At 68.6% G+C, this 25,704-nt stretch carries 27 protein-coding genes; 9 read left to right on the top strand and 18 right to left on the bottom strand.

Going from position 1 to position 25,704, the window contains the following annotated elements; translation table 11 throughout:
• Nucleotides 1-8 precede the first annotated feature (8 nt).
• Nucleotides 9-2,174, bottom strand: coding sequence for a primosomal protein N' (locus Q7J39_RS01140; protein ID WP_304819542.1), 2,166 nt, complete (start codon nucleotides 2,172-2,174; stop codon nucleotides 9-11).
• A 78-nt stretch (nucleotides 2,175-2,252) separates the two neighbouring features.
• Between Q7J39_RS01140 and fsa the strand changes: the two genes are divergently transcribed.
• The 3 genes from fsa to Q7J39_RS01125 are packed head-to-tail and all read left to right on the top strand — an operon-like array spanning nucleotide 2,253 to nucleotide 4,516.
• The gene (fsa, locus tag Q7J39_RS01135) at nucleotides 2,253-2,906 is read left to right on the top strand and encodes a fructose-6-phosphate aldolase (protein ID WP_304819539.1); all 654 of its coding nucleotides are present in this window, start codon (nucleotides 2,253-2,255) and stop codon (nucleotides 2,904-2,906) included.
• 18 nt (nucleotides 2,907-2,924) lie between these two features.
• Entirely contained in the window at nucleotides 2,925-3,602 is a 678-nt protein-coding gene (locus Q7J39_RS01130) for a DUF484 family protein (protein ID WP_304819537.1), read from the top strand.
• A complete protein-coding gene (locus tag Q7J39_RS01125) occupies nucleotides 3,587-4,516 on the top strand; it encodes a tyrosine recombinase XerC (RefSeq protein WP_304819535.1) in 930 nt (309 codons plus the stop codon). Before Q7J39_RS01130 ends, Q7J39_RS01125 begins: the two co-directional genes overlap by 16 nt.
• On the opposite strand, the gene Q7J39_RS01120 is transcribed toward Q7J39_RS01125, so the two are convergent.
• The 9 genes from Q7J39_RS01120 to Q7J39_RS01080 all read right to left on the bottom strand — a co-directional run bounded on the left by Q7J39_RS01120 (nucleotide 4,513) and on the right by Q7J39_RS01080 (nucleotide 14,585).
• Nucleotides 4,513-5,079 carry a histidine phosphatase family protein gene (locus tag Q7J39_RS01120; protein WP_304819533.1) on the bottom strand — a complete coding sequence of 189 codons (567 nt, stop codon included), beginning with the start codon at nucleotides 5,077-5,079 and terminating at the stop codon, nucleotides 4,513-4,515. The genes Q7J39_RS01125 and Q7J39_RS01120 overlap by 4 nt on opposite strands.
• Before the next feature lie 62 nt (nucleotides 5,080-5,141).
• Nucleotides 5,142-5,381 (bottom strand): hypothetical protein, encoded by a 240-nt coding sequence (locus tag Q7J39_RS01115; RefSeq protein WP_304819531.1) that lies wholly within the window; start codon nucleotides 5,379-5,381, stop codon nucleotides 5,142-5,144.
• 54 nt (nucleotides 5,382-5,435) lie between these two features.
• Nucleotides 5,436-5,873 (bottom strand): GNAT family N-acetyltransferase, encoded by a 438-nt coding sequence (locus Q7J39_RS01110; RefSeq protein WP_304819529.1) that lies wholly within the window; start codon nucleotides 5,871-5,873, stop codon nucleotides 5,436-5,438.
• Between the two features lie 86 nt (nucleotides 5,874-5,959).
• Nucleotides 5,960-7,357 (bottom strand): dihydrolipoyl dehydrogenase, encoded by a 1,398-nt coding sequence (lpdA, locus tag Q7J39_RS01105; RefSeq protein WP_304819527.1) that lies wholly within the window; start codon nucleotides 7,355-7,357, stop codon nucleotides 5,960-5,962.
• Between the two features lie 54 nt (nucleotides 7,358-7,411).
• Entirely contained in the window at nucleotides 7,412-8,635 is a 1,224-nt protein-coding gene (gene odhB, locus Q7J39_RS01100) for a 2-oxoglutarate dehydrogenase complex dihydrolipoyllysine-residue succinyltransferase (RefSeq protein WP_304819525.1), read from the bottom strand.
• 35 nt (nucleotides 8,636-8,670) lie between these two features.
• On the bottom strand, nucleotides 8,671-11,625 hold the full coding sequence (locus tag Q7J39_RS01095) for a 2-oxoglutarate dehydrogenase E1 component (protein WP_304819523.1): 2,955 nt from the start codon (nucleotides 11,623-11,625) through the stop codon (nucleotides 8,671-8,673).
• A gap of 160 nt (nucleotides 11,626-11,785) precedes the next feature.
• Nucleotides 11,786-12,664 (bottom strand): succinate--CoA ligase subunit alpha, encoded by an 879-nt coding sequence (sucD, locus tag Q7J39_RS01090; RefSeq protein WP_304819521.1) that lies wholly within the window; start codon nucleotides 12,662-12,664, stop codon nucleotides 11,786-11,788.
• Nucleotides 12,664-13,863, bottom strand: a complete 1,200-nt coding sequence (sucC, locus tag Q7J39_RS01085) for an ADP-forming succinate--CoA ligase subunit beta (RefSeq protein ID WP_304819519.1) — start codon at nucleotides 13,861-13,863, stop codon at nucleotides 12,664-12,666. Before sucC ends, sucD begins: the two co-directional genes overlap by 1 nt.
• A 170-nt stretch (nucleotides 13,864-14,033) precedes the next feature.
• Nucleotides 14,034-14,585, bottom strand: coding sequence for a DUF2306 domain-containing protein (locus Q7J39_RS01080; RefSeq protein WP_304819517.1), 552 nt, complete (start codon nucleotides 14,583-14,585; stop codon nucleotides 14,034-14,036).
• An 85-nt stretch (nucleotides 14,586-14,670) separates the two neighbouring features.
• Here Q7J39_RS01080 and Q7J39_RS01075 point away from each other — a divergent pair, with 85 nt between their 5' ends.
• Nucleotides 14,671-15,462: a LytTR family transcriptional regulator DNA-binding domain-containing protein gene (locus tag Q7J39_RS01075; RefSeq protein WP_304819515.1), complete on the top strand. Its 792-nt coding sequence runs from the start codon at nucleotides 14,671-14,673 to the stop codon at nucleotides 15,460-15,462.
• On the opposite strand, the gene Q7J39_RS01070 is transcribed toward Q7J39_RS01075, so the two are convergent.
• The gene (locus tag Q7J39_RS01070) at nucleotides 15,459-16,007 is read right to left on the bottom strand and encodes a GNAT family N-acetyltransferase (protein WP_304819513.1); all 549 of its coding nucleotides are present in this window, start codon (nucleotides 16,005-16,007) and stop codon (nucleotides 15,459-15,461) included. The two genes, Q7J39_RS01075 and Q7J39_RS01070, sit on opposite strands and share 4 nt — an antisense overlap.
• Nucleotides 16,008-16,143: 136 nt before the next feature.
• Between Q7J39_RS01070 and Q7J39_RS01065 the strand changes: the two genes are divergently transcribed.
• Both Q7J39_RS01065 and Q7J39_RS01060 read left to right on the top strand, forming a co-directional pair.
• Nucleotides 16,144-16,776, top strand: a complete 633-nt coding sequence (locus Q7J39_RS01065) for a lysozyme inhibitor LprI family protein (protein ID WP_304819511.1) — start codon at nucleotides 16,144-16,146, stop codon at nucleotides 16,774-16,776.
• Between the two features lie 176 nt (nucleotides 16,777-16,952).
• Complete coding sequence (locus Q7J39_RS01060) at nucleotides 16,953-17,669, top strand: lysozyme inhibitor LprI family protein (RefSeq protein WP_304819509.1); 717 nt, start codon at nucleotides 16,953-16,955, stop codon at nucleotides 17,667-17,669.
• A gap of 6 nt (nucleotides 17,670-17,675) precedes the next feature.
• Here Q7J39_RS01060 and Q7J39_RS01055 read toward each other — a convergent pair whose 3' ends face one another.
• Entirely contained in the window at nucleotides 17,676-18,662 is a 987-nt protein-coding gene (locus tag Q7J39_RS01055) for a malate dehydrogenase (protein WP_304819507.1), read from the bottom strand.
• 141 nt (nucleotides 18,663-18,803) lie between these two features.
• On the opposite strand from Q7J39_RS01055, the gene Q7J39_RS01050 reads away from it, so the two are divergent.
• The gene (locus Q7J39_RS01050) at nucleotides 18,804-19,223 is read left to right on the top strand and encodes an HIT domain-containing protein (protein WP_304819603.1); all 420 of its coding nucleotides are present in this window, start codon (nucleotides 18,804-18,806) and stop codon (nucleotides 19,221-19,223) included.
• On the opposite strand, the gene Q7J39_RS01045 is transcribed toward Q7J39_RS01050, so the two are convergent.
• Both Q7J39_RS01045 and Q7J39_RS01040 read right to left on the bottom strand, forming a co-directional pair.
• Nucleotides 19,220-19,987 (bottom strand): hypothetical protein, encoded by a 768-nt coding sequence (locus Q7J39_RS01045; protein ID WP_304819505.1) that lies wholly within the window; start codon nucleotides 19,985-19,987, stop codon nucleotides 19,220-19,222. The two genes, Q7J39_RS01050 and Q7J39_RS01045, sit on opposite strands and share 4 nt — an antisense overlap.
• 20 nt (nucleotides 19,988-20,007) lie before the next feature.
• Entirely contained in the window at nucleotides 20,008-20,865 is an 858-nt protein-coding gene (locus Q7J39_RS01040) for a CoA ester lyase (protein ID WP_304819503.1), read from the bottom strand.
• 55 nt (nucleotides 20,866-20,920) lie between these two features.
• Here Q7J39_RS01040 and Q7J39_RS01035 point away from each other — a divergent pair, with 55 nt between their 5' ends.
• Nucleotides 20,921-21,304, top strand: coding sequence for a DUF2237 family protein (locus Q7J39_RS01035; protein WP_304819502.1), 384 nt, complete (start codon nucleotides 20,921-20,923; stop codon nucleotides 21,302-21,304).
• A gap of 142 nt (nucleotides 21,305-21,446) precedes the next feature.
• On the opposite strand, the gene thpR is transcribed toward Q7J39_RS01035, so the two are convergent.
• Nucleotides 21,447-21,983 carry an RNA 2',3'-cyclic phosphodiesterase gene (gene thpR, locus Q7J39_RS01030; RefSeq protein WP_304819500.1) on the bottom strand — a complete coding sequence of 179 codons (537 nt, stop codon included), beginning with the start codon at nucleotides 21,981-21,983 and terminating at the stop codon, nucleotides 21,447-21,449.
• A gap of 144 nt (nucleotides 21,984-22,127) precedes the next feature.
• Between thpR and Q7J39_RS01025 the strand changes: the two genes are divergently transcribed.
• The gene (locus Q7J39_RS01025) at nucleotides 22,128-22,871 is read left to right on the top strand and encodes a Bax inhibitor-1/YccA family protein (RefSeq protein WP_304819498.1); all 744 of its coding nucleotides are present in this window, start codon (nucleotides 22,128-22,130) and stop codon (nucleotides 22,869-22,871) included.
• A gap of 115 nt (nucleotides 22,872-22,986) precedes the next feature.
• Here the strand turns inward: Q7J39_RS01025 and Q7J39_RS01020 are convergent, their stop codons facing one another.
• The 3 genes from Q7J39_RS01020 to Q7J39_RS01010 form a co-directional block, all read right to left on the bottom strand.
• Nucleotides 22,987-23,322 carry a DUF2794 domain-containing protein gene (locus Q7J39_RS01020; protein WP_304819496.1) on the bottom strand — a complete coding sequence of 112 codons (336 nt, stop codon included), beginning with the start codon at nucleotides 23,320-23,322 and terminating at the stop codon, nucleotides 22,987-22,989.
• Nucleotides 23,323-23,673: 351 nt separating this feature from the next.
• Nucleotides 23,674-24,366, bottom strand: coding sequence for a thioredoxin family protein (locus tag Q7J39_RS01015; RefSeq protein ID WP_304819494.1), 693 nt, complete (start codon nucleotides 24,364-24,366; stop codon nucleotides 23,674-23,676).
• A gap of 92 nt (nucleotides 24,367-24,458) precedes the next feature.
• Nucleotides 24,459-25,704: aconitase family protein (locus Q7J39_RS01010; protein WP_304819492.1), on the bottom strand; the 1,246-nt coding region annotated here is incomplete at its 5' end.

Below are 25,704 nucleotides of genomic sequence, written 5' to 3'. Positions count from 1 at the left end.
CCCTCGCCTCATAGGAAACTGTACGGGTCCACGTCGATCGCCACCCGGATCATGCCGGGGGGGCGGAACCTGGCGCGCCAGGCGGCGAGGTAGGCCGACAGGTCCACGGTGCGGTCGGCGCGGATCAGGAAGCGTTTGCGGCGGCGGCCGCGGATCAGGCCCAGCGGGGCGTCGGCGGGGCCGTAGACGGCGACGCCCTCGGCATTTGGGGCCGTCTGGGCCATCTTTTCCACGAAGGCCTCCAGTTGCACGGCGTCCGGGCCTGAGACGATCAGGGCCGCCAGCCGGCCATAGGGCGGCAGGCCGGCGATCTCGCGCTCCTCCAGCTCGGCGGTGGTGAAGGCGTCGCGGTCCTGGGCCTTCAGGGCCTGCATGACCGGGTGCTCGGGGGCATAGGTCTGCAAAATGGCGCGGCCGGGGCGGTCCTTGCGGCCGGCGCGCCCGGTGGCCTGGGCCAGCAGCTGGTAGGTGCGCTCGGCCGCCCGCAAATCCCCGCCGCGCAAACCAAGGTCGGCGTCCACCACCCCCACCAGGGTCAGACCCGGGAAGTTGTGGCCCTTGGCGGCGGCCTGGGTGGCCACCAGGATGTCGATCTGCCCCTCCTCCATGGCCTGGATCAGCCGCTTGGCTTCGCGGGCGTCCCAGACGGTGTCGGAGGAGAAGATGGCCACCCGGGCGTCGGGGAAGAGGGCCTTGGCCTCCTCCTCAACCCGCTCCACCCCCGGCCCGATGGAGACCAGGCTGTCCTTGGCGCCGCAGTGGGGGCAGGCCAGGGGCTTGGGCATGGAGAAGCCGGTCAGGTGGCAGACCAGGCGGCCGGAATAGCGGTGCTCCACCAGCCAGCTGTCGGTGTCCGGCGAGGTCATCCGCTCGCCGCAGGCCTTGCAGAGCACCAGCGGCGCGTAGCCCCGGCGGTTGAGGAACAAGAGCGTCTGCTCGCCGCGCGCCCAGGTCTCGCCCATGGCCGCCACCAGGGGCGGTGACAGCCAGCGGCCGGAGTCGGGCGGGGTCTGGCGCATGTCGACGAGGGTGATGTCGGGGAGGACGGCGACCCCGTGGCGGGAGGTCAGCCGCAGCCAGCGATAGCGGCCGGTCTCGGCGTTGCGAAGCGATTCCAGGGACGGTGTGGCCGAGGCCAGGATGACGGCGGCCTCCTCGATCTTGCCACGGGCGACGGCCATGTCGCGGGCCTGGTAGATGAAGCCCTCCTCCTGCTTGTAGGAGGCGTCGTGCTCCTCATCGACCACGATGAGGGCCAGCTTGGCGAAGGGCAGGAACAGGGCCGAGCGGGCGCCGATGACGATGCGGCACTGGCGGGTGGCGACGGCTTCCCAGACCCGTCGCCGGGCGGGCGGGGTGATGTCGGAGTGCCATTCGGCCGGCGCGGCGCCGAAGCGGGCGGCGACCCGGGCGATTACCGCCTGGGTCAGCGCGATCTCCGGCAGCAGGATCAGCACCTGGGCGTCCGGGTCGGCGGCCAGGGCGGCGGCGACGGCCTCCAGATAGACCTCGGTCTTGCCCGAGCCGGTGATCCCGTCCAGCAGGGCGACCTTGAAGCCGCCTTCCCCGATCATCGAGACCAGCGCCTTGGCGGCGGCGTCCTGGCTGGGGTTGAGGGGATGACCCTCGCGCGACAGGTCCGGCGGGTCGAAGGCGACCGGGGCCTCGATCAGGCGTACGGCGAGCACGCCCTCGTCCAGCAGCCCCTTGATGACACCGGAGGAGACACCGGTGGCGCGGGCGAGGTCGGGCGGCGACAGGCGCTGGGCCGCGACCGTCTGCAGCACCTTGGTCCGGGCCGGGGTGGCGCGGGCGGGCGCAACACCGGTGGCCTCCACGATCTTCTCAGGCCGGGCCTTCTGGGCGCGCGCGCCCCGCAGGGTGATGGCCAGGGGGGAGCCGGGGGAATCCACGGAGTAGCGGGCGGCCCACTGGATGAATTCCAGCGCGCGGGCCGGCAGGGGCGGATCGTCGAGCCTGCTCTCCACCACCTTCAGCGGACGGTTGCCGCCGGTCCCGTCGCGCAGGGCGGTCACCACGCCGCGCAGCAGGCGGGGCCCCAGCGGGGCGGCCACCTGGTCGCCCACCGCAAGGTCCATGCCCTCCGGCTCCTCGTAGTCGAAGGCCTCGGGCAGGGGCATGGGCAGGAGGATGGAGGCGATGCGGCGGGTCATGCCCAGACGCACATAGGCTGGCCGCGCCGGAGCACAACGGCTAAGGAGGCCCCGATCTTTCCCGCGCAGAGGCCCGTCATGCAGCTCTTTCTCGACACCACGGACACCGCCGTCCTGAAGGACCTGGCCGCCACGGGCCTGGTGGACGGCGTCACCACCAATCCGACCCTGATCGCCAAGTCCGGCCGGCCCATGCTGGAGGTCATCGCCGAGATTTGCGATCTCGTCGAGGGCCCCGTCAGCGCCGAGGTGGCCGCCACCGACGTGGCCGGCATGCTGAAGGAAGGCGCCAAGCTGGCCGCCATCGCCACCAATGTGGTGGTCAAGCTGCCCCTGACCCGCGAGGGCCTGATCGCCACGGCCGAGTTCGCCGTGCAGGGCATCGCCACCAATGTGACGCTGTGCTTCTCCGCCGCCCAGGCCATGCTGGCCGCCAAGGCCGGCGCCACCTACATCTCGCCCTTCATCGGACGGCTGGACGACTACGGCATGGACGGGATGGACCTGATCCGCGAGATCCGCGCCATCTACGACAACTATGATTTCGACACCGAGATCCTGGCCGCCTCGATCCGCAATCCGGCCCACGTCACCGCCGCGGCCCTGTCCGGCGCCGACTGCGCGACGATACCGCCTGGGGTTTTCTTGGACCTCTTCAAGCACCCGTTAACCGAGAAGGGTCTTGAACAGTTCATGAGCGACTGGGCCAAAACGGGTCAGTCCATTCTGTAGAACCACAGGGGCGGATGCATGGATCTCGGGGTCGGGCTGAAGGATCAGACGCTGGGCCCCGATGAGGTACGCCGCTTCCTCTCGGGCAATCGCGACTTCCTGCTGTCCGACACCGCCCTGATGGCGGAGCTGGGCCTCAAGCCCGACGCCGCCAATGTGGTGGACTTTGGCCCCGCCGCGCTCGCCCGCGTGCATGAGGCGCACAAGAAAGAGTCCAAGGCCCGCAAGCACCTGGAGGCCACGGCGCGCGCCAATTTCGCGGCCCAGGCCCAGACCCATGGCGCGGTCGTCGACCTCCTGGACTCCCGTAACCATGCCGACCTGGCCCGCCGGGTGGACGAGCTGGCGCAGCTGCGCTTCGGCCTGGCGGCGGGCGTCGTCGCCCTGGAAGGTCCCGACCGAACCCCGGCCGGCTGGCGGGTGATGGCGGAGGGTCAGATCGACCTGGTGATCGGCCACCAGCGCGTGGCCCTGATGGGCTTCCAGCCCACGGCTCTGGGCCTGTTCGGCGAGCGGGCGCCGCAGATCAAGTCCATGGCCATGGTCCGCATGGCGATCTGGGAGCCGGCCCGCACCGGCCTGCTGGCCTTCGGCTCGTCCGATGCGCACGGCTTCACCGAGGACATGGGGGCCGAGCTGGTGGCCTTCCTGGCCCGGGTGGTCGAACGCACGGCGGAGCGATGGCCGGTCCTGTGACCACAGCCCGCGCGGTCCTGGCGGAGTGGCTGATCCACCTGGCCCAGGAACGCCGCGCCTCGCCGCGCACGGTGGAGGCCTATGGCTTCGCCGCCGGGCGCTACATCAGCTTTCAAGAGGGCTATCGGGGCGAGACCCTGACGCTTGCGGCCTGCGGTGAGCTGACCGCCGGCGAGATCCGCGCCTGGCTGGCGCACCTGCGGTCCGGCGACCATCCGCTGTCGCCCCGGTCGCTGTCGCAATCCCTGTCGGCGATCCGCACCTTCCACCGCTATCTCGACCGCCGCCATGACACCCCCAACCCGAACCTGGCCCTGGTGCGCGGGCCACGGGTCAAGCCGTCGGCGCCGCGTCCGGTCACCGAGGACCAGGCCCGGGGCCTAATCGCAGAACCCTCCATGGATCCCGACCGCGAGGACTGGGAAGTGGCCCGCGACGAGGCGGTGCTGACCCTGCTCTATGGCTGCGGCCTGCGGATCTCCGAGGGGCTGTCGCTGAAGCGGTCGGACGCCCCGCTGGGGGACTCGCTCCGCATCGTCGGCAAGGGCTCGAAGACCCGGATCGTGCCGGTGCTGCCCGCCGTGCGCGAGGCTGTGGACGCCTATCTGGCGGCCGTGCCCTTCGTCCTGCCGCCGGGCGAACCGCTGTTCCGCGCCAAGCGGGGCGGGGCGCTCAGTCCGCGCCACGTCCAGGCCACGGTGCAGGGGCTGCGGGGCCGCCTCGGGCTGCCCGCCAGCGCCACGCCACATGCGCTCCGCCACTCCTTCGCCACCCACCTGCTGGGAGCCGGCGCCGATCTGCGCTCCATCCAGGAACTGCTGGGCCACGCCTCGCTGTCGACGACCCAGCGCTATACCGACGTGGACGCCGCGGCGTTGCTGAGCGCCTACAACTCGGCCCACCCGCACGCTTAGCGAAGGTGCGCCGTCTCATTCAGGCTGAGGATGTTCCGCTGGCCGCTGCGGGCGCACATGTAGCGGTGGATGCTGGTGTAGCGGGGCTCGAAGAACAGGCGCGGGGCCATGCCCAGCACGTGGGCGGTCCAGACATTGATCACCCCGCCGTGGCAGAAGACCGCCACCCGCTGGCCGGGATGGCCCTCGATGATCTCCTCCAGGGCGCCGACGACGGCCTGCTGGAAGACGCCGATGTCCACGCCATGGTCGCCGTCGGCCATGGCCTTCCAGGCGGCGTAGTCCTCGCGTTTCAGCTCCTCCATGGGGACGTAGGCGCCTGAGTCACGGTCGAACTCGGCGATGCCGTCGTGGTGGCGCAGCGCGTGGCCGCTGTGGGCGAGCAGGGGGCCTGCGGTCTCGATGGCGCGCAGCATGGGGCTGGAATAGACGGCGTCTAAGGTCTCGCCCGCCAGCCACTGCGCCACCTTACGGGACTGGTCGTGGCCCTCGTCGTGCAGCGGCGGGTCGGCGCTCTCGGCGCTGCGCACCGGCAGGCCATGGCGGATGAGCACGAGTTCCATCGGTTTCCTGTCCCTAAGCTTCGTTGCTCAGGGGACCGGGTTTTCAGCCGCGCCGCAAGGGCTCAGGGCTTGGCGAAGCGCCCATCACCCTCGGCCACGTCGCGGACCACGGTGGGGACCGGGCAGCCCTGCACCATGCGCATCACCGGCGCGATCAGGGCGGCCTTGGGCAGGTCGGCGAGCTTCGTCGGCTTCAGGGTCTCGACCTTGGCCGGCGTGGGCCGGAAATAGTTGGGACAGGCGTTGGCGCTTCCGGGCGCGGGCTGGGCGGCGAGAACGGCGGCGAGCAGCAGGACGGACATGGGCGTTACTCCCTCAGGCCCGGGAGGCTACCACGGCGCCGGTGCAGCCTTAAGTTAATAGCGCGCCATCCGCACCCAGGGCACGCCGTCGTCGCCCTGGTCGGTGATCCCGAAGCCCTCGCGGCGGTAGAAGGCCTGGGCGCGGGTGTTGGCGGTCTGGCACTTCAGAGACAGGGGTCCTGGCGCCTCGCCCGCCGCGTGGTCCAGCAGGGCCTTGCCGATCCCGGCGCCGCGCCGCGCGACATAGAGCGAGTGCAGGAAGCTGTCGGGGCGGTAGAGGGCCGCGACGCCCTCGATGCGGTGGTCCAGGACCGCCACGTAGACATCCTCGTCGACCGCGTCGCGCAGGAAGACCTGGGCGTTGTGGCGGCCGGCCGGCAGCCAGGTGAAGGTCCCGCGCAGGACCTTCTGGTAGATGGCCGCGGCGATGGGCAGCTCCTCCGGGCGGACCCGGCGGACCTGCACTCGAGCGGGATCAGGAAAAGTGGACACCGGTTTTCCGTCCGTATCCCGCTCGAATTTAAGAAGGTCGATCACGTTCATGGATTTGGGATCGAGAGATCCCAATCCATCGTGATCTAGGCCTGCATCGTCCAGCCCTCGACGCCCATGGCGGCCTGACGGCCGGCCTCGGAGCGGGTCGGGTGGGGGTGGACGGTGCGGGCGATGTCCTCGCTGGCGGCGCGGAAGGCCATGGCCACGCAGTATTCGCCGATCAGCTCGCCGGCCTGGGGGCCGATGATGTGGACGCCGAGAATCTCGTCGGTCGTGGCGTCGGCCAGCACCTTGGCGAAGCCCTCGGTCTCATGGTTGATCTTGGCGCGGCTGTTGGCGGTGAAGGGGAACTTGCCGGCCTTGTAGGCGACCCCGGCCTCCTTCAGCTGCTCCTCGGTCTTCCCGACCCAGGCGACCTCCGGGTAGGTGTAAACCACGCTGGGAACCAGATTGTAGTCCACGTGGGCGTACTTGCCGGCGATGAGCTCAATCACCGCCACGGAGTCCTCCTCGGCCTTGTGGGCCAGCATCGGGCCATGGATGGCGTCGCCGATCGCCCAGACACCGGGCGCCGAGGTCTTGAAGTGGTCGGTCTCGATGAAGCCGCGCTTGTCGGGGACGATGCCGACGGTCTCCAGGCCCAGGCCGTCGGTATAGGGACGCCGGCCGATGGCCAGTAGCACGTAGTCGGCGGTCAGGGTCTCGATCTCGCCACCGGCCACCGGCTCGACGGTCAGGGTGACGCCGGTCTTTGACGCCTTGGCGCCGGTGACCTTGGCGCCGAGCTTGAAGGCCATGCCCTGCTTGGTCAGCGAGCGCTGGAAGGTCTTGGCGGTCTCGGCGTCCATGCCCGGCGTGATGCGGTCGAGGAACTCGACGACGGTGACCTGGGCGCCCAGGCGGCGCCAGACAGAGCCCAGCTCCAGGCCGATGATGCCGGCGCCGATGACGATCAGGCTCCCCGGCACTTCGGGCAGCGACAGGGCGCCGGTGGAATCCACGATGCGCTTGTTGTCCACCACGACGCCGGGCAGGCCCGAGGGCTCCGAGCCGGTGGCGATCACGATGTTCTTGGTCTCCAGCACGGTGACCGAGCCGTCGGGGCCGGTGACCTCGACCTTGCCGGGGCCGGCGATCCGACCCATGCCCTTGATCCAGTCGGCCTTGTTCTTCTTGAACAGGAACTCGATGCCCTTGGTCAGGGCCGTCACGCTCTCGGCCTTCTGCTTCATCATCTGAGGCAGGTTAAGAGTCGGCGTCACCTCGATGCCGAGGGTGGCGAAGTCCTTGTTGGCCAACTCGAACATCTCCGAGGCGTGCAGCAGGGCCTTGGACGGCATGCAGCCAACGTTCAGGCAGGTGCCGCCCAGGGTCTCGCGCTTCTCCACCACGGCCACCGACAGGCCAAGCTGGCCCGCGCGGATGGCGCCATTGTAGCCGGCGGGACCGCCCCCGATGATGACGACGTCGTATTGGGCCATGAGCCTGGTCTTCCGAATTGAGGGGTGCCGGGACGGATATGGAGGCGCGCGCCCTTAGATATCCAGCAGCAGGCGTTCCGGGTTTTCGATGGCGTCCTTGACGTGGACCAGGAAGGTCACCGCGCCCTGGCCGTCCACCACGCGGTGGTCGTAGCTGAGCGCCAGGTACATCATCGGCCGGATCACCACCTGGCCGCCGATGGCCATGGGACGGTCCTGAATCTTGTGCATGCCGAGAATCCCCGACTGCGGCGCATTCAGGATCGGCGTCGACATCAGCGAGCCATAGACCCCGCCGTTGGAGATAGTGAAGGTGCCGCCCTGCAGGTCGTCCATGGCCAGGGCCCCGTCGCGGGCCTTCTTGCCGAGGGCGCCAATGGCCTTTTCTACGCCGGCCAGCGACAGCGCGTCAGCGTCGCGGACCACGGGCACCACCAGGCCGCGCTCGGTGCCGACGGCGACGCCGATGTCGTAGTGGTTCTTGTAGATGATATCCTGGCCTTCGATCTCGGCATTGACCTCCGGGACCTGCTTCAGGCCGTGGACCACGGCGGCCACGAAGAAGCTCATGAAGCCGAGCTTCACCGCGTGGGTCTTCTCGAAGACGTCCTTGTACTTGGTGCGCAGCGCCATGACGTTGGTCATGTCGACCTCGTTGAAGGTCGTCAGCATGGCCGCGGCGTTCTGGGCTTCCTTCAGCCGGCGCGCGATGGTCTGGCGCAGGCGGGTCATGCGGACCCGCTCCTCACGCGCGTGGATCTCGCGCGGCGCGGCGGCGACGGCCACCGGGGCCGGGGCATTGGCGCGGGCCTCGAGGGCGGCCAGAGCGTCGCCCTTGGTCACCCGGCCATCCTTGCCGGAGCCGGCGATCGCGCCGGCGTCGAGGTTGTTCTCCGCCACGATGCGTTGGGCGGAGGGGGCGAGGGGCGCCGCAGCGGCGGCGGAGGGAGCCGGCTTGGGCGCGGGGACGGGAGCGGGCGCAGCAGCAGCCTTGGGAGCTTCAGCCTTGGGGGCGGCCGCCTTGGCCGGGGCGGCGGCGACCGCGCCCTCGGTCACGTGACCCAGGACCGCGCCGGGTTCGACCGTGGCGCCTTCCTCGGCGCTGATGGAGGCAAGGACCCCGTCGGCGGGGGCGGCGACTTCCAGGCTGACCTTGTCGGTTTCCAGTTCGACGAGGATCTCATCCTTGCGGACTGCGTCCCCGGGCTTCTTGGCCCAGCGCGCCACTGTCGCCTCGGTGACGGATTCGCCAAGCGTGGGCGTCATGATGTCGGCCATGGGGGAGGTTCTTCCTGTTCTTTCGGGCGGGCGGTTTAGGCGAAGGCTTCAGCAAGGAACGTCTGAAGCTCCTTCATGTGCCGGCTCATCTGGCCGGCGGCGGTGGAGGCCGAGGCGGGGCGGCCGACATAGCGGGCGCGCTTGGCCTTGATCTTCAGGCGGTCGAGGGTCAGTTCCAGCCACGGATCGACAAAGGTCCAGCCGCCCATGTTCTTCGGCTCTTCCTGACACCAGACCAGTTCGGCGTTGGGGAACCGCGACAGTTCGGTGGACAGCGACTTCACCGGCCAGGGATAGAACTGCTCCAGGCGCATCAGGTAGACGTCGTCGACGCCCTTCTCCTCACGCGCGTCCAGCAGGTCGTAATAGACCTTGCCCGAGCACAGCACGACGCGGCGGATCTTGTCGGGCTCCACCAGCTTGGTGGCGGTGTTGATCCCGCGCTCGGCGTCGTCGTGCAGCACCCGGTGGAAGGACGAGCCCTCGGCCATGTCCACCAGGCGCGAGGTCGCCTTCTTGTGGCGCAGCAGCGACTTGGGCGTCATCACCACCAGGGGCTTGCGGAACTCCCGGCGCATCTGGCGTCGCAGCACGTGGAAGTAGTTGGCCGGCGTCGAGCAGTTGACGACCTGGAGGTTGTCCTCGGCGCAGAGCTGCAGGAAACGCTCGAGACGGGCCGAGGAGTGTTCCGGGCCCTGGCCCTCGTAGCCGTGGGGCAGGAGCAGGACCAGCCCACTCATACGGAGCCATTTCCGTTCGCCCGACGAGATGAACTGGTCGATCACCACCTGGGCGCCGTTGGCGAAGTCGCCGAACTGAGCCTCCCACAGGACCAGCGTCTTGGGGTCGGCCAGGGAGAAGCCGTACTCGAAGCCCAGCACCGCCTCTTCGGACAGGGCGCTGTCGATAACCTCGAAGTGGGCCTGGCCGGGGCGCAGGTTGGAGAGCGGCTGGTAGTGGGCCTCGGTAGTCTGGTCGATCAGGTCGCAGTGGCGCTGCACGAAGGTGCCGCGCACGCTGTCCTGGCCGGCCAGGCGGACGGGGAAGCCGTCATCCAGCAAGGTGGCCAGGGCCAGATGCTCGGCATTGCCCCAGTCGAGGCCTTCACCGGTCTCGATGGCGGCGCGGCGGTTGTCGATGGCGCGCTTGACGGTCTTGTGGATGTCCAGGTCGGCCGGGATGGCGGTCATCCGGCCGCCCAGGTCGAGCAGCTTCTGCAGCGGCACGCTGGTGTCGCCGCGGCGGTCGTCGCCCTCGGGCAGGGCCAGGCCCGCCCACTTGCCGTCCAGCCAGTCGGCCTTGTTGGCCTTGTAGGTCTTGCCCGACTCCATCTCCTGGTCGAGGAAGTCGTCGAACGCCTTCATCCAACCCGTGACGTCGTCCTCGGTGATCACACCCTCGCCGATCAGCTGGCGGGAATAGAGTTCGCGGGTCGAGGGGTGGTCCTTGATCTTGGCGTACATCAAGGGCGAGGTCATCGTCGGGTCGTCACCCTCGTTGTGACCGAACCGGCGGTAGCAGAACATGTCGATGACCACGTCCTTGCCGAACTGCTGGCGGAACTCGGTGGCCACCTTGGCGACATAGGTCACGGCCTCGGGGTCATCCCCGTTCACGTGGAAGATCGGCGCCTCCACCATCAGGGCGACGTCGGACGGATACGGCGAGGAGCGGCTGAAGGCCGGGGCCGTGGTGAAACCGATCTGGTTGTTGACGATGAAGTGGATCGTTCCGCCGGTGCGGTAGCCCTTCACGCCCGAGATGGTGAAGCATTCGGCGATCACGCCCTGGCCGGCGAAGGCCGCATCCCCGTGCAGCAGCAGGGGCAGGACGTGGGTGCGGCCGGAATCGGGGTTCTCACGCAGCAGGCTGGCCTGCTTGGCGCGGGCCTTGCCCAGCACCACCGGGTTGACGATCTCCAGGTGGGAGGGGTTGGCGGTCAGCGACAGGTGGACGGAATTGCCGTCGAAGGCGCGGTCCGAGGAGGCGCCCATGTGGTACTTCACATCGCCGGAGCCTTCCACGTCCGAGGGCAGGCTGGAGCCGCCCTGGAACTCGTGGAAGATCACCTGGTAGGGCTTTGCCATCACCGCGGCGAGCACGTTCAGCCGGCCCCGGTGGGGCATGCCGATGACGATGTCCTTCACGCCGAGCGCGCCGCCGCGCTTGATGATCTGCTCCAGCGCCGGGACCATGGCCTCGCCGCCGTCCAGGCCGAACCGCTTGGTGCCGGGGAAGCGCTTGTGCAGGAACTTCTCGAAGCCCTCGGCCTCAATCAGCTTCTTCAGGATGGCGACCTTGCCCTCCTTGGTGAAGCTTATTTCCTTATCCCGGCCCTCGATGCGCTCCTGCAGCCAGGCCTTCTGGGCCGGGTCGGAGATGTGCATGTACTGCACGCCGATGTCGTTGCAGTAGGTGCGGCGCAGGATCGCCAGGATCTCGCGGATGGTCCCGGTCTCCAGGCCCAGCACGAAGTCCAGGAAGATCGAGCGGTCGTAGTCGGCCTCGGTGAAGCCGTAGGAGGCGGGGTCGAGTTCGGTGGCGTCGCCCTCGGGAATGGCGATGCCCAGCGGGTCGAGATTGGCCCGCAGATGGCCGCGCATCCGGTAGGCGCGGATCATCATGATGGCGCGCAGGGAATCCAGCGTCGCGGCGCGGACCGATTCAGGGCTGGCGGCCGGCGCGGCGCGCTCGGCGACCTTGGCGCCGACTTTGGCCTCCACCGCCGGCCAGAGGCCGTCGATGGCCGAGAGCCATTCAGGACGGGCGGCGGGCGCGGCGCGGTGGGTCCAGCCGGGCTTGACCGCCGCGGCCTTCACCTCGTCGGCGCGGTCCTGGAGAGAGGCGAAGAAGGCGCGCCACGAGGGCTCGACGGAATTCGGGTCAACGGCCCATCGCGCGTAGAGGTCCTCCACGAAGGCGGTGTTGCCGCCATACAGGAAGGAGGTCTCGGCGAGCACCTCGTTGATCAGACCTGCGTCGTCCGCCATTTCGTCCGCTTTCCCGGGGGGCCGCGGAGCTTCATGAAAGGAGCCGAGCGCGGTCCGCCCTACGCTTGATTTTCGCGTCTTGAGCGAATTCTGGGTTCGCCCAAGACCTTCGTCGAGACCATTCCGGACGCCGAACCGGCCCCCACTTCGGCAGGAATGGCTATCTGCCCTTGAGAACCTCAAGGAGGGTTTCGCCCAGTTTCGCCGGCGACGGTGACACGCGGATGCCCGCAGCCTCCATCGCGGCGATCTTATCCTCGGCGCCGCCCTTGCCGCCGGAGATGATCGCGCCCGCGTGACCCATGCGCCGCCCGGGCGGCGCGGTGCGTCCCGCGATGAAGCCGACCATAGGCTTCTTGATTGCTGAATTCTTAATGAACTCAGCCGCGTCTTCTTCCGCGGAGCCGCCGATTTCGCCGATCATGATGATCGATTCCGTCTCCGGATCCTTCAGGAACATGTCGAGCATGTCGATGAACTCGGTGCCCTTCACCGGGTCGCCGCCGATACCCACCGCCGTGGATTGGCCCAGGCCCACCTGGGTGGTCTGGAACACGGCTTCGTAAGTAAGCGTGCCCGAGCGCGAGACAACACCCACCGAGCCCTTCTTGAAGATATTGGCCGGCATGATGCCAATCTTGCAGGCTTCCGGGGTCAGGACGCCGGGGCAGTTGGGCCCGATCAGCCTGGTTTTTGAGCCGATCAGGGCGCGCTTGACCTGCACCATGTCCAGCACCGGGATGCCCTCGGTGATGCAGATCACCAGGGGGACTTCGGCCTCGATGGCTTCCAGGATGGAATCCGCGGCGAAGGCCGGGGGCACGTAGATCACGCTGGCGTCGGCGCCGGTGGCGCGGACGGCTTCATCGACGGTGTCGAAGACCGGCAGGCCGATGTGGGTGGAGCCACCCTTACCGGGGGTGACGCCGCCGACCATCTTGGTGCCGAAAGCGATGGCCTGCTCGGAGTGGAAGGTGCCCTGGGCGCCGGTGATGCCCTGGCAGATAACGCGCGTCTCTTTGCCGATGAGGATGGACATCAGGCGGCTCCACGCACGGCGGCGACGATCTTCTCGGCGCCATCCGAAAGGTCGTTGGCGGCGATGACGTTCAGGCCGCTCTCGTTGATGATCTTCTTGCCGAGCTCGGCGTTGGTGCCTTCCAGGCGGACCACCAGGGGAACCGACAGGCCCACCTGCTTGACCGCCGCCACCACGCCCTGGGCCAGGACGTCGCAACGGGCGATGCCGCCGAAGATGTTCACCAGGATGCCCTTCACGTTCGGGTCGGCCATGATGATCTTGAAGGCCGCCGTCACCTTGGCTTCGTCGGCGCCGCCGCCGACGTCCAGGAAGTTGGCGGGCTCTGCGCCATAGAGCTTGATGATGTCCATGGTGGCCATGGCCAGGCCCGCGCCGTTGACCATGCAGCCGATCTCGCCGTCGAGGGCGATGTAGCTGAGGTCGAACTTGGAGGCCTCGATTTCCTTGGGGTCCTCTTCGCTCTCGTCGCGCAGGGCGACGACATCGGGATGGCGGTAGAGGGCGTTGCTGTCGAAGGAGACCTTGGCGTCGAGCACGCGCAGCTGGTCGTCGGCGGTGACGATCAGCGGGTTGATCTCCAGCATGGCCATGTCCTTGGCCACGAACGCCGCATAGAGCTGGCGCAGCAGCTTGGAGGCTTGCTTGGAGAGGTCGCCCTTCAGGCCGAGCGCCTTGGAGAGCTTCAGGCCATGGTGGTTCCAGACCCCGGTGGCCGGGTCGATGGAGAAGCTCACAATCTTTTCAGGCGTCGAGTGGGCCACGTCCTCGATGTCCATGCCGCCTTCGGTGGAGGCGACGACCGAAATCCGGCTCGTGTCGCGGTCCACCAGCAGGGACAGGTAGAATTCCTTGGCGATCGCAGCGCCCTCTTCGATGTAGAGACGGTTGACCTGCTTGCCCTTGGGACCCGTCTGATGGGTCACCAGCACCCGGCCGAGCATCTCGGTCGCGTTGGCGCGGACCTCCTCGACGCTCTTGACCACCCGGACCCCGCCCTTGGCGTCGGGGCCGAGGCCCTCGAACTTGCCCTTGCCGCGGCCGCCGGCATGGATCTGGGACTTCACCACGAAGACCGGTCCCCCGAGGGTTTCGGCCGCCTTGACGGCCTCCTCAACGGTGAAGGCCGGATAGCCACGCGGGACCGCCACGCCGAACTCGGAGAGGACGGCTTTGGCTTGATGCTCGTGTATATTCATGAGGTCGCGAGACGCGCTGTTTGGGCTCGCCCAGTGCGGCGAGAAGCCGGGGTATAAGCGCCGTTCCGGACCGTTGCAACCGCGCCACGGTCAGAAAAATAACGTTCGCGTCCAATTGTCCGACGGGCGTGTTCCCTGTTGCGGAACACGCTCCGCGGGGCGCCGGAGCGTCAAGCGAAGAAGACGTTCCACAAGGTTCGGCCGGGAATGAAGGTCAAGGCGCCGGCGATGATCAGGCCGCCGTAGAACATGCCCATCATGGCGCGGCGGTGCCGCTGCACGTCGTGACGGCGGGCGGCGATGACCGCCAGCGGCAGGGCGATGAGGGTCCAGCCGGTGATCAGGTGGATGAACGACCAGCGGTCGCCATTCACGCCGGTGATGAAGATCGACGATCCGGCCACGATGGACATGGCGCCGACCCAAAGCCAGCCCGCGGTCCGGTGGAAGGTGACCCCCTTGCGCATCAGCATCAGCATGGCGCCGATCACCAGGGCCACCACCGCGGCCCCCAGATGCAGCTGGATCACCCGGGGCTGGGCGGCCAGCAGGGCCCAGTCCGGGCCATGAAGCCGGCCGAGGCTCGCGGCGCGCAGGAGGCCGCCGGCGAGGGGAACGAGCACCACCGCCAGCCCGATGCCGGCGATCGGCAGGGCGAGCCTGCGGAGTCGTTGAATCCGGCCGGGCCCTTCATGAGCCGACGTTTGAGAAACCAGCGACATCCGTTATCTCCGCTTCAGGGCCCTCGTGGCCCGCTGCTGTGGTTTGGAGACCCGGACGGCCCATGCGCAAAGGACGATGCGTCGAATGACAGATCGCCTGCGCCAGTCGCCGCCCGGCGCCGTTCGCGCATCGCCGATGGAGCCCCTGACCTGGACGGGTGCGCGGCGCACCCTGGTCATCGCCGCCATCGTCGGCGCCTTCATGAGCTTCGTCGGAGCCTTCGGCAGCGAACACATCGGCTTTCTGCCACGCACCGCCTTCATGGTGACCATCGCCCTGGCCGGCGCCACCCTGGGCATGCTGAGCTTCCAGCTGGCGGGGCGGATCCCGCTGGCCCGGCGCGGCCCGCCCTATCAGGTGGTGATGGGCGCCGCGATGATGACCCCGCCGATGACCTTGGTGGCCTGGAGTGTGACCAACCTCGGCGCGCATGACGCCGCGCAGCTGCGCGAATTGCCGCAATACGCGCTGATAACCGCAATCATGTCCCTGCTGATGACGGCGCTGGCGGTGTTCATGTCCCACCGGCGGGCCGCGCCAGCCGCCGCCGCCGCCCCCGCGCCGGTGAAGTTCCTGGAGCGCCTGCCGCTGAAGCTGCGGGGCGCCGAGGTCTGGGCGGTGGAAGCCGAGGACCACTATCTTCGCCTGCACACCTCCAAGGGCCAGGACCTGATCCTGATGCGGCTGGCCGACGCCGTGGCCGAGCTGGAGGGGATCGAGGGCGCCCAGGTGCACCGGTCCTGGTGGGTGGCGCGTGACGCCGTGGCCGACGCCCGCAGGGGCGATGGGCGCGCGACCCTGACGCTGAAGGACGGCTCGGAGGTCCCGGTCAGCCGGACCTACGCCAAGCTGATCCGCGACGCCGGCTGGATCTAGCGGGCCGCGCGCGCCGCCATCCACTGGTCGCGGCTCTGGCCCCAGACATCGACGGTGAGATGCTCATAGGGCGCGGGCATCGCGGCCTGACGCAGGATCGTCGACCCCAGCCGTTTCGCCACCGCGGCCGACGCGGTGTTGGCCGGGTCGATCGTGTGGACCACCTCATGCCAGTCGAAGTGGTCGAAGGCCCAGTCGGTGGCAGCGATGGCCCCCTCGGTCGCATAGCCCTTGCCCCAGCGGTCGCGCACGATGCCCCAGCCGACCTCGGTCCCCGGCCAGCCCTCGGGATACCAGGGACCCAGCCGGCCGACCCAGTCGCCGGTGGCCTTCTCGACGACGCTGAACATCGAGAACCCGCTGATGGTCCAGGCGCCGGCCACCGAGCACAGGGCCCGCCACACCACCGAAGGCGTCTGCAGCCCGCCGATGTGCCGCGCGGCATCCTCGTCGGCCATGAAGGCGCACCAGGGCGCGAAGTCCTCTGCGCAGGGCGGACGCAGGATCAGGCGTTCGGTTTCCAGGGTCGGGCCGATGGCGGTCATGGACGCCTCCTTTGTGAGGCCGACATAGCGGTCGGCAGGCGAGCTTCGCAATGCTGGTTCAGTCGCGGTTCAGGGGCCGCCCGCAACGATAGCGCCGCCTCGGGGATTGCGGAGGCTACGACCAAGGACACGCGCCATGAACATCGAAACCCCCGGCGGCTCGCCGCCCGACTCTCCTGTCGCCGCCGCTCCGCCCGCGAGGTCGCTGTTGACCCGTCCCATGGTGCTGGCCGGGGTCGGCGGCGCCTGCGTCCTGGGCCTGGCGGTCGGCCTGCTGGCGCGGCCGCAATTGGCGCCGGACACCCGCGAGCCGGGCTCCATGAAGCCGGTGGAGCAGATGCAGATCGAGATCGATCGCGACGAGCCCCTGCCCGCCGTCAAGGGCGGCAAGCTTGAGCTGCTGCCGCCCGGCCTGAAGGCTCCCCGCCCGTCGATCCCCGCGCTAGAGACCGAGATCTCTCCCCCCAGGGAGATCGCGCCGCCTGTCCAGCCTGGGGTGCAGGGGCCGAGCTTCGACTGCGCCGACAGCGCCAGCGCCGCCGAGGAGCTAGTCTGCGGCGACGCCGCCCTGGCCGCTCAGGACCGCCGGCTGTCCGGCGCCTGGCGCCGCGCCCTCGACGCCGGAATTCCCCTGCACCGTCTGCGCCGCCAGCAGCAGCGCTGGCTGGACGCCCGCGAGGACGCCGCCCGCCATGCGCCCGAGGAGGTCGCCGACCTGTACGACCAGCGGATCCAGGAACTGGAGGAGGTCGCTGGCTACGGCCGATGAGGCATCGCGCCTGGGTTGATCGAATATTCTATCCAGACGCGAAATAGACGGCGCCGTTCAGCCACAATTCATCGAGTCCCCAATATGGGTAATAGCGTCGGTCCGAGAGGGCGGGCGCACATCGGAGGCAATCCGAGGCGACCGCGGCGGACCAAGAATACGCCAGGACGTTCACCATGTTTTTCCCCCGCAGCTTCCTTCCCCACCGCGACGTCGAGCTCCACAACGGCCCCATCATCTTCCGCCCGCTCCAGGCCGAAGCCCCCCACCCCCACCTGCTGATCAATCCGGTCCACATCTCGGCCGCCGTCAGCCTGGCCTGCGTGATGGGCATGGGGCTGGGTCTCTGGCTGCGGGCCGATGTCGACCGCCGCGCGGCCGCCTCGGCCCTGCGCCAGGCCACGCCCCGCGCGGTGGCCGCGGCCACGGCTCCGCAACAGATGCGCATCGTGCTGACCCGGTCCAACGAGGTCATCGCCCCGGCCGCCAGCCTGATGGACGTCGGCGTCCCGGCGCCCGCCGCACCGACCGGCGACGTTATCGACGCGGCCCATGTGGAGGTCCCCAGCTTCGAGTGCGCCAGCGCCCGCACCCTCGCCGACCAGATGGTCTGCGTGGACCCGGCCCTGGCCGAGGCCGACCGCCGCATGGCCCGGGCCTACAAGGCCGCCCTGAGTTCGGGCGCCGCCTATCCCCTGCTGGCTCGGAGCCAGGCCCGCTGGCTGGCCGCCCGCGAGGCCGCCGCCAAGACCTCGCCGGAGGCCCTGGCAAGCCTCTACGAGCAGCGCACCCTTGAACTGGCGGCCAACGAAAACCCCGCCCGGCCTGCGCCGAGCGGGGTTCATGAAGCTCATCTCGAAACGGCCGGCGCGGGGGCCCAGCCGGTCTCCTGATCCGGCTTAGCCGATCATGTCTTTCACGGTGTCGCGTTCACCCACCAGCTCTTCGTTGGTCAGGGCGATCTTGCTCTTGGCGAAGTCGTCCATCTCGTAGGAGGTGATGACGTCGTAGCCGGTGGCGGTGGTCTTCACCGGCATGCCGGCCCAGACCCCGTCGGCGAAGCCGTAGCGGCCCTGGCTCTCGACAGCCACAGAGTGGATCTTGCCTGGCGTCACCAGGTCGTGGACGTGGTCGACCAGGGCGTTGGCGGCCGAGGCCGCCGAGGAGACGCCGCGGGCTTCGATGATCGCCGCGCCGCGCTTGCCCACCGCCGGCAGGAAGTCGTTCTTCAGCCAGGCTTCGTCGCCGATCACGGAGGCCGCGTCCTTGCCGCCGATCTTGGCGTGGGTGAAGTCGGCGAACATGGTCGGGCTGTGGTTGCCGTAGATGAATAGGTCGGAGACCTGGCCGATGTCGACGCCGGCCTTCTTGGCGAGCTGAGCGCGGCCACGGTTCTCGTCCAGGCGCACCATGGCGGTGAAGCGATCCTTCGGCAGGCGCTTGGCCTGGCTGGCGGCGATCATCACGTTGGTGTTGCAGGGGTTGCCCACCACGGCCACCCGGGCGTCGTCAGCGGCCACCTTGTCGATGGACTGGCCCTGGGCGATGAATATCTTGCCATTGTCCTTCAGCAGGTCGGCGCGTTCCATGCCCGGGCCACGGGGCTTGGAGCCTACCAGCAGCGCCCAGTTCACGTCCTTGAACGCCACGTCGGCCTCGCCGGTCAGGACCATGTCCTTCAGCAGCGGGAAGGCGCAGTCCTCGAGTTCCATGGCCACGCCCTTCAGGGCCTTCTGCGGCCCTTCCACCGGGATTTCCAGCAGCTGCAGGATCAGCGGCTGGTCCTTGCCGAACATTTCGCCCGAGGCGATGCGGAAGAGGAGGGCGTAGCCGATGTTGCCGGCCGCGCCGGTGACCGCCACGCGGATGGGGGTCTTGGTGGTCATGGACTGCTCCGATAGCTGTTGCGGGACGGCAGGTGCGCCAGGTCGGGGGTCCCCGTAGCTCAAACCACCGCCTTGCTGCAATGCCGCACGCGGAGTTTAGACCCTTTGCGGCGGCGCGGCCGCGTGGTCATCCTGCCCGCCATGCTCCAGATCGATCCCGCCTTTATCGCCACGTCCCACGCCCTGGGGGACCTGACGCTGTGCCATGTGCGGCTGCAGGACGACGCCCGCTATCCCTGGCTGGTGCTGATTCCCAAGGGCCAAGCCCTGCGGGAAATCGAGGACCTGATGGCGATGGAGCGGGCGCAGCTGATGGACGAGATCGTCCACGCTGGCCGCGCCCTGCGGGTGCTGGGCGAAGCCCTGGGGGCGCCGCCGGAGAAGCTGAATGTCGGGGCCTTGGGCAACGTCACCCCGCAGTTCCACGTCCACGTGGTGGGGCGCAGGCGCGATGATCCGGCCTGGCCGGGCCCGGTCTGGGGGCACAGCTCGGCCGAACCCTACCTGGCAGACGAACTGGACTACGCGATCGACGTCACCCGCCGCGCCCTGGGTCTCTAGTTCCGCCGCATCGTCACGGACCGGCGATCGCCGCGTTCGGTGAGGTCTCCGGACCAGCCGCCGCTGGAATCCGGGTTCAGGGTAATCACCGTGGGCTCTGCGCCGGGGCGCGGGGTGAGGCGGATGATGAGCTGGCCGCCGATCCGGCTGATGGTGTCGATGAAGCCCGAGGCGTCGGTGGCGCCGCGGCGGCGGGGGTCGCGCCAGGCGCCCTCCAGATTGCCCGAGCCGCTGTCCACCAGCTGCAGATCATAGAGTTCCGAACCCCCGGCCTTCAGGCTCCAGGCGCCGTCCAGCGGCCCCTGCATCCCCTGGGCGGAATTGAAGGACGAGCGCATGCGCGCCTCATAGCTGAGGTCGGTGGCGGTGGGCGGCGCCTCTGGGGTCTTGCCGATCTCGTCGATATGGACCGGCGCGGTGAGCTGCGGCCGGCGCGGGCGGGGCGGGACATAGGCGGGCGGCGCATAGGGCGGCGGCGTGTAGACCGGCGGGCTGTAGGCCGGCGGGGTGTAGGGCAATGGCGCCTGGACGGCGGCCGGAGGATTGTAGACCGGCGGCGGGGTATAGGGCGGCGGTGACGTGCTGACAGGCGCGGCGGGCGCCTGGGGCGGCGGCGAGATCGGGATGGCCTCGGCGGCCGGGGTCGGGGGCGTCTGGCTTTGCTCCAGCAGGGCGCCGATCGGGTCGACCTCCTGGGCCGCGGCAATGGACGCGCTCAGGCTCAGGACCATGGAGGCCGCAGCGACGCGCCAGACTCTCGACACCCGGGTTTCCAAATCCTGCCTCACGCCGCGGCGATCGCCTCGGCCACAGCGATCAGACGCTGCGCCTCGGCCAGATGCAACCGCTCCACCATGCGTCCCTCGACTCGAAGCACGCCCCTAGAGGCGTTTTCCGGCAAATCGAAGGCGTCGACAATTGTGCGCGCCCAATGCACCTCGTCCGGGGCCGGAGAAAAGGCCTGGTTTGCGGCCTCGATCTGTTTTGGATGAATCAGGGTCTTGCCATCGAAGCCGAACTCCGCGCCTTGCGCGCACTGGCGGGCCAGACCGTCCTCGTCCTCGATGCCGTTATAGACCCCGTCCAGGATGGTCAGGCCATGCGCCCGGGCGGCGGCGACGCTGAGGGAGAGCGGGCCGGCCAGGGGGGCGCGGTCGACGGTGAGCCGGCAGCGCATCTCCTTGGCCAGGTCGTTGGTTCCGATGACCAGCGCCTCGAGGCGGCTCGATCCGGCGCAGGCGGCGATGGCGTCCAGGGCGAACAGCGAGGCGCAGGTCTCGATCATCACCCACAGGCGGGTGTCGCCGCTGAGCGCGGCGTCATAGGCGGCGACATCGGCGGCGCTGGAGACCTTGGGCGCCAGGATGGCGGCGGGATTGGCGGCGGACGCAGCGGCCAAATCCTCAGCGCCCCATGGGGTGTCGAGGCCGTTCACCCGGATCACCACCTCGCGGCGACCGAATCCCCCCGCCTTGACGGCGTCGACTGCCTGCTGGCGGGCCAACGCCTTGGCGTCCGGGGCGACGGCGTCCTCCAGGTCCAGGATCACCACGTCACAGGCCAGGTCGCGGGCCTTCTCGATGGCCCGGGCATTGGCGGCGGGCATGTAGAGGGCGCTGCGGCGCGGCCGGGCGGCGATCACGGGCGGGCTCCGTTTTGCATGGGCGACGGCTTCTCTTAGGCGCTAGGGTGGTGCCATGACCATTCGATATGACGAGGATGCAAAAAACGTGCTGGGTGGGGAGTTGATCCCCTGCTCGCTCGATCCGGTCACCGGCTTCTTCCGCAACGGCTGCTGCGAGACGGGACCGGCCGACACCGGCATCCACACCGTCTGCGCGGTGATGACGGCGGATTTCCTGGCCTACTCCAAATCCATGGGCAACGACCTCTCGACCCCGGTCCCCGACTATGGCTTCGCCGGCCTGAAGCCCGGAGACCGCTGGTGCCTCTGCGCGCCGCGCTGGAAAGAGGCGCTGGACGCCGGCGCCGCCCCGCACCTGGTGCTGGAGGCCACCCACGAGGAAACGCTGGCCATCGTGCCCCTGGGCATCCTCAAGGACTACGCGGTGAAGGCCTGACGCGAGCCTTTCCTGCCCCGTTTACGGGGAAGGGGACCGCCCGAAGGGTGGTGGAAGGGGCGGCCTCAGGCTCTGAGCCCAGTCTTGCCCCCTCCACCGGCTTCGTCGGTCCCCCTCCCCCGCTGCGCGGGGGAGGAAAAGATCACCGCAGCTTGTAGATCTGCTCCAGCTGGTAGCGCGAGCCACCGCTGAGCAGGAGGCTCGAATAGAGGCCGAAGCTCTTCACCTCGAAGGGCGGAGACTTCAGCAGGGCGTTGGCGCTGAGCCAGGCCGCGACCTCCAGCGGATCGGGGCGCCTCAGATAGGCCAGGGTCACGTGAGGCCGGTAGGCGCGGGCCTCAGCCTTGAGGCCCGCGCGCCGGGCTGCGGTCTCGCAGGCCTTGGCCAAGCGGCGCAGGGCCGGGCTTTCCTTCACTCCGGCCCAGACCGCGTGGAGGTCGGGCCCCTCGCCGAAGGACCCCACGCCCTCCAGTTCCAGGTTCATGGGCGACGCCGCGATGTGCTCCAACTCCAGGTGCAGGTCGTCGGCCACGTCCTCGCGCACCTCGCCGAAGAACCGCAGGGTGATGTGGAAAGCCTCCAGCGGCCGCCAGTTGGCGCCGGCCAGGCCGTTCTGGCGGGCTTGCAGTCCCTCTCCCAGCTCGGGCGAGACGGCGACGGCGGCGAACAGGCGGATCATGACCGCAACCTAGAACGCCTTTGCCGGGAGGCAAGATCGCCCTGACGCAATCGTAATCGGGCGCCTTCTTGCGTTTAAGGCCTTGGAACACGATATTCAGAGGTGCGCCCATCTGGGGCGTTGCAAACAAAGGGCTATGCTCAGATGAGCGACTTCAACCGCGGCGCTGCTCGCACGATCCCCGCGGATCGCGCCGACATGTCGGTGGACGCGGGACTTCGCAGTTTCATGCTCGGCGTCTACAACAAGGTGGCCTTGGGCCTCGTGGTGTCCGCCGGCCTGGCCTTCCTGACGGGGTCCTTCGCACCGGTCCGCGATCTGATGTTCACGGTCGCCAATGGCCGCGTGGGCTACTCGATCCTGGGCATGGTGGTGGCCTTCGCCCCGCTGGCGGTGATCCTGTTCAGCTCCTTCACCAAGAACGTCACGCCGAAGATGGCCGGCATCACCTACTGGGCGATCGTCAGCCTGATCGGCGCCTCCATGGGTGTGCTGGTGCTGCGCTACACCGGCGCCTCCATCGCCTCGACCTTCCTGCTGACCGCCACGGCCTTCGGCGCCCTGTCCCTGGTGGGTTACACCACCAAGAAGAACCTGACCGGAATGGGCAGCTTCCTGATCATGGGCGTCTGGGGCCTGCTGGGCGCCATGCTCATCAACATGTTCCTGCAGAACTCGATGATGAGCCTGCTGATCAACGTGATCGGCCTGCTGATCTTCGCCGGCCTCACGGCGTATGACACCCAGCGCCTGAAGATGACCTATCACGAACTGGGCGGGAACCAGTCGGCCATGAGCGTGGCCACCAACTTCGGCGCGCTCAGCCTGTACCTGGACTTCATCAACATGTTCCAGTTTCTGCTCGCCCTGCTCGGCAACCGCCGCTAAGCGCGACGCAGACCTGATCCACGAAGCCCCGGCGGGAAACCGCCGGGGTTTTTGTTTGCCTGCAATTCCGCTCATCCCGGCCTTCGCCGGGAGGAACGGTGAGGGATGGACAGCCTTAGTCCACCACCTTGAAGCGGCCCTTGTCGAAGACCCTCAGCACCTGTTCCAGGTCGTGGCCGCGCTTGAGGATCACCCCGCCCTGGCCGATCACCGACCAGGCCCCCTGGCGCTGGGCCAGGGCCGGGCGCTTCTCGATGCGGTAGAGCGGCGCCTCGGTGGCCTTGCGGAACACCGAGAAGGAGCAGGCCTCGGCCTGGGCGTCGATGGCGTAGTCGCGCCATTCACCGGCGGAGACCATGCGGCCATAGAGGTTGAGGATGCGCTGAAACTCGCGGCGCTCGAAGAACACGCTCGCGGTCGAGGGGGTTTGGTGGGACGGATCCAACGCCATGCAGGCACGAGGTTAGACCCAATCGCCGTGGTTCGACAAATGCGGCGTGAGGGCGCGGCCCGTGTCGTCGCCGCAACGCCGGGCGGCAAACTAAAACAACCGTAACCTTGCGCCGTGAAAAGACCTTAATCCGGCCCAGTCCCCGCCTGATGCCCCCCCGATAAAGTCACTGTCGGTTGGTCGGAACCTTGCTGGTCCCGGATCCTGAACAGCCCCCCCAGCCCCCCTGGATCGCGGGCTTCGGCCAGCCGACACCTTAGCTCTCTCTCCAAAGAACGAGCCCAAGACGAGCCCGCACGGTTTCCCCCTCCACCGTGCGGGCTTCGTCATGTCTGGAGGTCCGGTTAGGAGCTAGTCCTTCCGGGCCGCGGCGATGACCCGGCCGCCATGGGGGCCCTGGACGATGACCGCGGTGGCTAGGCCCTCGGCCGAGGGCTGCGGCATTCGGTAGGCTGTGGGCCGGCCGCGCCAGGCGCCCAGGCGCTTGATCTCCACCACCACATTGCGATGCGGCACGGTCTGGCCTCGGTTGTCGCCGGTGCGGACAGTGATGTCCTGCTGACGGGGATCATAGCGCACCAGCCAGACCTCGGCCCCGCCGCGGGGCACAGTCCCGGAGCCGACATCCACCCGGCGCCTGCCGATGAAGGCCGTGTCGGGCCCGCGTTTGCCGGCGTGCGCGGCGTCAGAGATCAGCTTGTCGATCTTTTCGTCCTGCAGGCCGCCCACCTGGGCACGGCCGTCGATGACGACTTGCGGCGTATAGGGTTCGCGCAGGCCCAGGCGGGCCACATAGGCCTTCTGGCGCTCGGCGAAGGCCGGCTTGGCGAAGGTGTCTTCCCAGCCCAGATAGTCCCAGTAGTCCACTGCGAAGGTGAGGGCGAGCACGCCCGGCTTCTCGGCCAGCTGGCCGACATGGGCGTTGGCCTCGCCGCAGGAGGCGCACCCCTGGGCGGTGTAGAGTTCGACGACCACGGGCGATCTGGCCTGCGCGCAGAGCGGCAGGGCGGCGACCAGCAGACTGAAAAGCGCGACATTACGCATGGGCGCGCACTTAACCGGACTTCGTTGGAGGTTGGGTTTCAACAAGGTGTGACCAGGCGGCGGGACTGCGCCCGCCGCCTGGTCGAGAACACCTAGGCCGCCGTGCGCGCGAGGTTGCGCAGCACGTAGTTCAGCACGCCGCCGTTCTTGAAGTACTCAAGCTCGGTGGGCGTATCGATCCGGCAGCGGACCGGGAAGCGCGCGATGCGGCCGTCCGACGGACGGTACATCTCGATGGTCAGCTGGCGGCGCGGCGAGAGTTCGGTCAGGCCACGGATGGTGACGATCTCTTCGCCCGTCAGGTTCAGCTTCTGCCAGCCTTCCTGCAGGAACTGCAGCGGCAGGACGCCCATGCCCACCAGGTTCGAGCGGTGGATGCGCTCGAAGCTCTCGGCGATCACCGCGCGGACGCCCAGGAGTTTGGTGCCCTTGGCCGCCCAGTCGCGCGACGAGCCGGTGCCGTATTCCTTGCCGGCGAACACCACCAGCGGACGACCTTCGCCCTGGTAGCGCATGGCGGCGTCGTAGATCGCCATGACGTCGCCGGAGGGGAAGTGCTTGGTGACCCCGCCTTCGATGTCCGGGGTGATCTTGTTGCGGATCCGGATGTTGGCGAAGGTGCCGCGCATCATGATCTCGTGGTTGCCGCGCCGCGCGCCGTACTGGTTGAACTCCGTGGTCGGAACCTGGCGTTCACGCAGATAGACCCCGGCGGGCGAGGTCGCCTTGATGGAGCCGGCCGGCGAGATGTGGTCGGTGGTGATCGAGTCGCCGAACACCGACAGGACCCGGGCCTCGACGATGTCGGTGACCGGGGTCGGCTCCATCTTCATGTCCTGGAAGTAGGGCGGGTTCTGCACATAGGTGGAGCCCATGTCCCAGGCGTAGGTCTGGCCGCCGGCCACCTTGATGCCCTGCCAGTTCTTGTCGCCCTTGAAGACGTCCGAATAGCGGGTGGCGAACATCTTCTGGGTGACGTGCTTGCGCTGAAGCGTGGCGATCTCTTCCGAGGTCGGCCAGATGTCCTTCAGATAGACGGGCTTGCCGTCCTTGCCTTCGCCCAGGGGCTCGGTGGCCAGGTCGATGTTCATGGAGCCGGCCAGGGCGTAGGCGACGACGAGGGGCGGCGAGGCCAGGTAGTTGGCGCGCACCTCGGCGTGGATGCGGCCTTCGAAATTGCGGTTCCCGCTGAGGACCGCTGCAACGACCAGCTCGTGGTCCTCGATCGCCTTCGAGACGCTGGCCGGAAGGGGCCCGCTGTTGCCGATGCAGGTGGTGCAGCCGTAGCCCACCAGGAAGAAGCGGAGTTGCTCCAGGGAGCGAAGCACGCCAGCGTCG

Origin of the sequence: Phenylobacterium sp., from assembly GCF_030651185.1 — a bacterium.
Lineage (GTDB): Bacteria > Pseudomonadota > Alphaproteobacteria > Caulobacterales > Caulobacteraceae > Phenylobacterium.
The sequence above is the reverse complement of the archived record's forward strand: the minus strand, read 5'-3'. Positions and strand labels throughout refer to the sequence as shown.

Excerpts from the sequence above, each read along its gene's own strand:
- Q7J39_RS01140 (WP_304819542.1), bottom strand. The coding sequence starts at position 2,174 with ATGACCCGCCGCATCGCCTCCATCCTCCTGCCCATGCCCCTGCCCGAG.
- fsa (WP_304819539.1), top strand. The coding sequence starts at position 2,253 with ATGCAGCTCTTTCTCGACACCACGGACACCGCCGTCCTGAAGGACCTG.
- Q7J39_RS01130 (WP_304819537.1), top strand. The coding sequence starts at position 2,925 with ATGGATCTCGGGGTCGGGCTGAAGGATCAGACGCTGGGCCCCGATGAG.
- Q7J39_RS01125 (WP_304819535.1), top strand. The coding sequence starts at position 3,587 with ATGGCCGGTCCTGTGACCACAGCCCGCGCGGTCCTGGCGGAGTGGCTG.
- Q7J39_RS01120 (WP_304819533.1), bottom strand. The coding sequence starts at position 5,079 with ATGGAACTCGTGCTCATCCGCCATGGCCTGCCGGTGCGCAGCGCCGAG.
- Q7J39_RS01115 (WP_304819531.1), bottom strand. The coding sequence starts at position 5,381 with ATGTCCGTCCTGCTGCTCGCCGCCGTTCTCGCCGCCCAGCCCGCGCCC.
- lpdA (WP_304819527.1), bottom strand. The coding sequence starts at position 7,357 with ATGGCCCAATACGACGTCGTCATCATCGGGGGCGGTCCCGCCGGCTAC.
- odhB (WP_304819525.1), bottom strand. The coding sequence starts at position 8,635 with ATGGCCGACATCATGACGCCCACGCTTGGCGAATCCGTCACCGAGGCG.
- Q7J39_RS01095 (WP_304819523.1), bottom strand. The coding sequence starts at position 11,625 with ATGGCGGACGACGCAGGTCTGATCAACGAGGTGCTCGCCGAGACCTCC.
- sucD (WP_304819521.1), bottom strand. The coding sequence starts at position 12,664 with ATGTCCATCCTCATCGGCAAAGAGACGCGCGTTATCTGCCAGGGCATC.
- sucC (WP_304819519.1), bottom strand. The coding sequence starts at position 13,863 with ATGAATATACACGAGCATCAAGCCAAAGCCGTCCTCTCCGAGTTCGGC.
- Q7J39_RS01080 (WP_304819517.1), bottom strand. The coding sequence starts at position 14,585 with ATGTCGCTGGTTTCTCAAACGTCGGCTCATGAAGGGCCCGGCCGGATT.
- Q7J39_RS01075 (WP_304819515.1), top strand. The coding sequence starts at position 14,671 with ATGACAGATCGCCTGCGCCAGTCGCCGCCCGGCGCCGTTCGCGCATCG.
- Q7J39_RS01070 (WP_304819513.1), bottom strand. The coding sequence starts at position 16,007 with ATGACCGCCATCGGCCCGACCCTGGAAACCGAACGCCTGATCCTGCGT.
- Q7J39_RS01065 (WP_304819511.1), top strand. The coding sequence starts at position 16,144 with ATGAACATCGAAACCCCCGGCGGCTCGCCGCCCGACTCTCCTGTCGCC.
- Q7J39_RS01060 (WP_304819509.1), top strand. The coding sequence starts at position 16,953 with ATGTTTTTCCCCCGCAGCTTCCTTCCCCACCGCGACGTCGAGCTCCAC.
- Q7J39_RS01055 (WP_304819507.1), bottom strand. The coding sequence starts at position 18,662 with ATGACCACCAAGACCCCCATCCGCGTGGCGGTCACCGGCGCGGCCGGC.
- Q7J39_RS01050 (WP_304819603.1), top strand. The coding sequence starts at position 18,804 with ATGCTCCAGATCGATCCCGCCTTTATCGCCACGTCCCACGCCCTGGGG.
- Q7J39_RS01035 (WP_304819502.1), top strand. The coding sequence starts at position 20,921 with ATGACCATTCGATATGACGAGGATGCAAAAAACGTGCTGGGTGGGGAG.
- thpR (WP_304819500.1), bottom strand. The coding sequence starts at position 21,983 with ATGATCCGCCTGTTCGCCGCCGTCGCCGTCTCGCCCGAGCTGGGAGAG.
- Q7J39_RS01025 (WP_304819498.1), top strand. The coding sequence starts at position 22,128 with ATGAGCGACTTCAACCGCGGCGCTGCTCGCACGATCCCCGCGGATCGC.
- Q7J39_RS01020 (WP_304819496.1), bottom strand. The coding sequence starts at position 23,322 with ATGGCGTTGGATCCGTCCCACCAAACCCCCTCGACCGCGAGCGTGTTC.
- Q7J39_RS01015 (WP_304819494.1), bottom strand. The coding sequence starts at position 24,366 with ATGCGTAATGTCGCGCTTTTCAGTCTGCTGGTCGCCGCCCTGCCGCTC.